Below are 4,342 nucleotides of genomic sequence, written 5' to 3'. Positions count from 1 at the left end.
ATCAATATGGACGACCTGCGCGAGCACAAGAAGCTCGCTCTGCGCCAAGCCGCATGACCAGCATCATGGCCGCCCCATTTTGCAGAACTTGACGCACACAACCTATCGCGGTGCGAAACACCTGGTTTTGTCCCTCTTGTTCGCCCAACCTCTTGGCACGCCGATTGCTGGGGATACGGTGAAGATTACGACATAGTCGTCTCGCAGTCTCCCGGCCGAGGAGGTCTACATACTTGATTCAAATTGATGCGATCTACGCTGCACTGCTGAGTGCGATCCTGCTTTCTCGAGGATGCCGCCGTCATCCCCCAGCAGCGGCTTGGTTTCGTTGGCGTCTGACGGGCGGCAGCGAAGTCAGCCAACTAAATCCGAGCCGATGAACGTAAACTGCAAGCAAACATCCAAGGAGGAGCTCATGCGGGTAGCCATTGTATCGAACAGGGATTTTACGGGCGTAATTAACCGGTTCGGTCAGCATCCGCAGCCGCCGCCGCAGCCTTGGCCAGCTTACGGCACAGTCGAAAGGGTGATGGAGGCACTAAAGGAGGGCGGTCACGAGACGCTGCTGTGTGAAGGCGATAAAGGACTGCTCGCTACACTCGAGCGGTTCATGCCACCCGATCCGCAAGCTCGCCCTTCCGGAATCGTCTTCAACCTTGCGGAGGGAATTCAGGGCGAGTACCGTCTCACCCACGTTCCCGCCATGCTTGAGATGGCAGGTGTTCCATACACTGGATGCGGCCCGCTCGGGATTGGGCTGACGAACGACAAGGTCATCACCAAGAGGCTCATCCGCGATTGCGGCGTGCCGACACCGAACTTTCGCGTGATGCGTGAGGGCACGGAGAGTACCGGCGACCTCCGATTCCCAGTGGTAGTGAAGCCGCGTGTCGAAGAGTGCAGCCTCGGATTGCAACTCGTACATGAACCTGCTCAGTTGAGGCATGCCGTGGAAGTGATCGTCACGCAGTATGCGCAGGATGCCCTGGTGGAAGAATACATCGAGGGGCGAGAAATCGCCGTCGCGTTGCTGGGAAACGGAGAGCCGGAGGTGTTGCCTCTGGTGGAGCAGGACTTCGGCGAGCGCGAAACGCGCCTTATGACTTGGGAGGCGAAGTACGTGGCGGCCGCGACGCCGCCGAAGATTTGCCCCGCGCAAATCGGAAGCGGCCTTGCGACTGTGCTGCGGGATATTTCGGTTGCAACCTTTCGTGCCTGCCAGTGCCGGGATTATGCCCGCGTCGACCTCAGGATCGACAGCTCCGGCCAGCCCTTTGTGCTAGAGATAAACTCCCTGCCGGGCCTCAGTATGAGCTCCTCTTATCCCGTAGCCGCGATGACTGCCGGACACAGCTTCTCGAGCTTGGTCAATCGCATCCTCAATGTCGCCCACACGCGATGTTTCGGAATCGGCATACCCTAGGTGTAGTCCCGGCATCTGCTGGAGCCGGCTGATCGAAAACCGTTCCGCCTGGGAAAGCCACGCGTTGCAGATGAACTCATAGGGTGTGAGGCCATTGAGGTCTTGAGCCTGCGGCCGAAATTGTAGGCGGTGACGAAGTCGGCGAGATGGCGACGGAGCTGGTCGTGCTCTCGTAGTAGAAGCGCTTGACCATCGCATCCTTGATGGTTCGGTTCATCCTCTCGACCTCGCCATTGAGGGTTTGAGCCTGCGGCCGAAATTGTAGGCGGTGACTAAGTCGGCGAGATGGGGACGGACCGTGGGCTGAGAGCCCGAGCTCGTTACATGGCCGCCCCTCGCGACTTTCCCGGATGCGATGCGAGCGCGGATCAGTAGATGTCGTGTTGCCCGCCAGCTCCCGTCTTTGACCGCGCCAGGAAGGAGGAACAGGCATGCGCATCATCGGACTGGATATCCATCGCGCCTTCGCCGAAGCTGTGGCATGGGACCGGGCCAGCGCGACCTCGCTGGTCAGCCGAGCGAACCCGTCGCGCATGACGACGCCGGTGCCGGGCAGGCCGAGATCCTCGTCGATGACCACGATGCGCTCGTCCGGCCAGCCCAACTCGCGCGCGCGGCCGGGGAGTGCGTACTGCCGGGCCGTAGATTCACGGTTGTTCTCCACCTGCGATGGGGTCGACGGGCACAGGTGGACGATGGCTTGCCGGGCCATGTGGCCGGCAGTGACTTTGCTATGCTCAGTCATGCTCTGCCTCCCTGGCTGCCAGCATCCGCGCGATCAATGCGGCGAGCCGGCCCCAGCGCCTTTGCCAGCGCCGCGGCGTCCAGCTTCTCCCAGGCAGGTGGGTCGGGCCGCTGCTCGTTGTCTTCGTCGGGAAATCTCAGCTTCAGTTGCATGGCGCTTCTCCTCGTCGGCGGCCAGCGACTCGCCGTGCCGCAAGGAGAGCGTCCACCAAGGCGCGCAGATGCAGAAACTGTTCGAGCCGGCCAACGCCGGCCTCACTGGCCGGCGTTCCGGTGGCATCGCCGTCCTCGCCGCCAAGATGTTTCCTTCGGCAACATCAGCCATCATCATCTGTTGGAAAAGCTACGCAGCGCGTCGCTGACCGGAGGGTGACGAGGCTGATCGGGTAGTTCCTGAAAGCCCGTGTTCTCTCGGAGGATCAGTTCCTTCGTACAGAGGCCGGAACCCCTGCTTGCCAACATCGCGCTCAGCGCGAAGAACGGTACGCACGGTGGGTGTATCAACGCACCAAGGCTCATGCCGACCGTCAATGTGACGGGAGGACCGCGGCAGGCAGAGCGCGCCGTATAGTGCGATGGTTGCGGAAGAAACGCCCCAAAGCACGGTCGCGTGAACCCAAGGGCGCCGGCAGCGTGTTCGAGCGCAACGTTCGCAACCTTCTGCAGGGCTAGGAGAAGCTGGCGCGCATCGTCGTGCCAATGCTTCGGGCATGCAGTGATATCCGCCACCAGACGGCAGAGCTGAGCAAGCAGCTGGCCGCGATGGCGCGTAACGATCAGCACTGCCATCTGCTCATGTCGGTGCCCGGTGTCGGCACCGTCACAGCCACCGCCTTTGCAGCAGCCGTGGAGGATCCGGCGAACTTCAGAAACTCGCGCGCCGTGGGCGCATGGGTAGGCCTGACCCCGAGACGCTACCATTCCGGTCGAGGTCGATCATGACGGCCATATCTCGCCCCGTGGCGACAATCAGCTGCGCGGACTTCTATACGAGGGGGCCGCGGTCATCCTGAACCGGTCGTCGGATACCAGCGCCCTGCGCGCCTGGTCGTTGGAGCTTAAAGACCGGCTTGGCTTCAAGCGAGCGGCCGTAGCGTTGGCGCGCAAGCTGGCGGTGATCATGCATGCGATGCTTCGGACGGGGGAGCTGTTCGATCCAACGCAAGCCGCTGTTTGATATCCTGCAGACGCTCGCCTGCTGCGATTTCCTGCCATTCAACCGATAGCGTTCCTACAGGACGCTCCGAATCGTCCCTGCCGGGACGTGGCTGAGATCATTCCGCGAAGCGGGAAGCAACTGCCTCGGTAAGCAGATTGCGCAACGAACATAGGAAGATCTCACCTGCGAAACTCATCCTGCGGCGATCATCGCGTCGACCGCGTAGACGACCCTGTACCCGGCAGGCGGACGAACGAGAATCGACAGAAAGGACGACGGCCTTGCACTCACCCCCTTGACGGTCGAGTGATTAGGCGACCCGATGCAGCGCCTGGACGTCCAACTGCTCGCTGTCTTGAGCTAGACAATTCCATCGTCGGATGTGTCGCGGCTTCGGCGATGGCTTCAGCGTCCCGAAATCGTTCTTCTGCGCTGTTACGCAAGGACCACGTTTTGCGGCGACATCAGCCGGACCTCATGTCCCTGGTCGGCCAAAAGCCGCCCCAGATGATGCGGGCCGCAGCAGGCTTCCATCGCACCCGTGCAGGGCGCAAGCTTCGAGACGAAGCTCACAATCGTTTTCGGTTGCATGCGGCGGCGCAGCACCACCTTCCCTACTGCATCCAATCCCGCAACGCTGCAGCTGTTCTTGCCAAGGTCAATTCCCGGTATCATGATCGTCATGGCTCGTCCTTCTCCGGTTCCAAACATCGGCATCCTAGAGATTTAGCCGATGCCTCGAAGGAGGGCGGGCCTTCCATAAAAGTCCGCGCACGCACTGGAGCAGGATCGCCCCGACGTCTTGAATCGGCGCCGGGACTGGTTCGACCGCCAACTCGATCTGGATCCGGCATAAACTGGATTATCGACCTGGTCCGGCTGCGGGGCCGTGCCCCATGCGGTGAGCGCTGCCGGCGGGCGTGCCGCACGGCCATTGGAAACCACCACTTTCACCGTCGGTGTGGCCGACGGGCATGACTGCCCCCTTCGTCTAAGGCGGCGCCATGAACGGGAAC

At 61.7% G+C, this 4,342-nt stretch carries 4 protein-coding genes and 4 pseudogenes; 5 read left to right on the top strand and 3 right to left on the bottom strand.

Annotation, left to right across the window (positions count from 1 at the left end):
* On the top strand, positions 1 to 196 hold a 196-nt coding region (locus NKJ76_RS32265; RefSeq protein WP_352539215.1), incomplete at its 5' end, for a hypothetical protein.
* Positions 197 to 415: 219 nt separating this feature from the next.
* A complete protein-coding gene (locus NKJ76_RS32260) occupies positions 416 to 1,423 on the top strand; it encodes a D-alanine--D-alanine ligase family protein (protein WP_352539214.1) in 1,008 nt (335 codons plus the stop codon).
* Here the strand turns inward: NKJ76_RS32260 and NKJ76_RS32560 are convergent.
* A pseudogene (locus tag NKJ76_RS32560) lies at positions 1,424 to 1,700 on the bottom strand (integrase core domain-containing protein); the annotation flags it as partial.
* A 464-nt stretch (positions 1,701 to 2,164) separates the two neighbouring features.
* A complete protein-coding gene (locus NKJ76_RS32250; protein ID WP_352539213.1) occupies positions 2,165 to 2,320 on the bottom strand; it encodes a hypothetical protein in 156 nt (51 codons plus the stop codon).
* A 68-nt stretch (positions 2,321 to 2,388) separates the two neighbouring features.
* On the opposite strand from NKJ76_RS32250, the gene NKJ76_RS32245 reads away from it, so the two are divergent.
* Together NKJ76_RS32245 and NKJ76_RS32240 are read left to right on the top strand one after the other, a co-directional pair.
* Entirely contained in the window at positions 2,389 to 2,529 is a 141-nt protein-coding gene (locus NKJ76_RS32245; RefSeq protein WP_352539212.1) for a hypothetical protein, read from the top strand.
* A gap of 253 nt (positions 2,530 to 2,782) precedes the next feature.
* A pseudogene (locus NKJ76_RS32240) lies at positions 2,783 to 3,344 on the top strand (IS110 family RNA-guided transposase); the annotation flags it as partial.
* Positions 3,345 to 3,642: 298 nt separating this feature from the next.
* On the opposite strand, the pseudogene NKJ76_RS32235 reads toward NKJ76_RS32240, so the two are convergent.
* Positions 3,643 to 4,010, bottom strand: a pseudogene (locus NKJ76_RS32235) (IS110 family transposase); the annotation flags it as partial.
* An 82-nt stretch (positions 4,011 to 4,092) separates the two neighbouring features.
* On the opposite strand from NKJ76_RS32235, the pseudogene NKJ76_RS32555 reads away from it, so the two are divergent.
* Positions 4,093 to 4,318, top strand: a pseudogene (locus NKJ76_RS32555) (IS630 family transposase); the annotation flags it as partial.
* Positions 4,319 to 4,342 lie beyond the last annotated feature (24 nt).

The organism is Mesorhizobium sp. M0029 (assembly GCF_040323735.1).
GTDB lineage: Bacteria > Pseudomonadota > Alphaproteobacteria > Rhizobiales > Rhizobiaceae > Mesorhizobium.
Note: the sequence above shows the minus strand (reverse complement) of the source record. Positions and strands in the feature narration are given on the sequence as shown.

Coding starts and splice junctions, on each gene's coding strand:
- NKJ76_RS32260 (WP_352539214.1), top strand. CDS start 416: ATGCGGGTAGCCATTGTATCGAACAGGGATTTTACGGGCGTAATTAAC.
- NKJ76_RS32250 (WP_352539213.1), bottom strand. CDS start 2,320: ATGCAACTGAAGCTGAGATTTCCCGACGAAGACAACGAGCAGCGGCCC.
- NKJ76_RS32245 (WP_352539212.1), top strand. CDS start 2,389: ATGCAGAAACTGTTCGAGCCGGCCAACGCCGGCCTCACTGGCCGGCGT.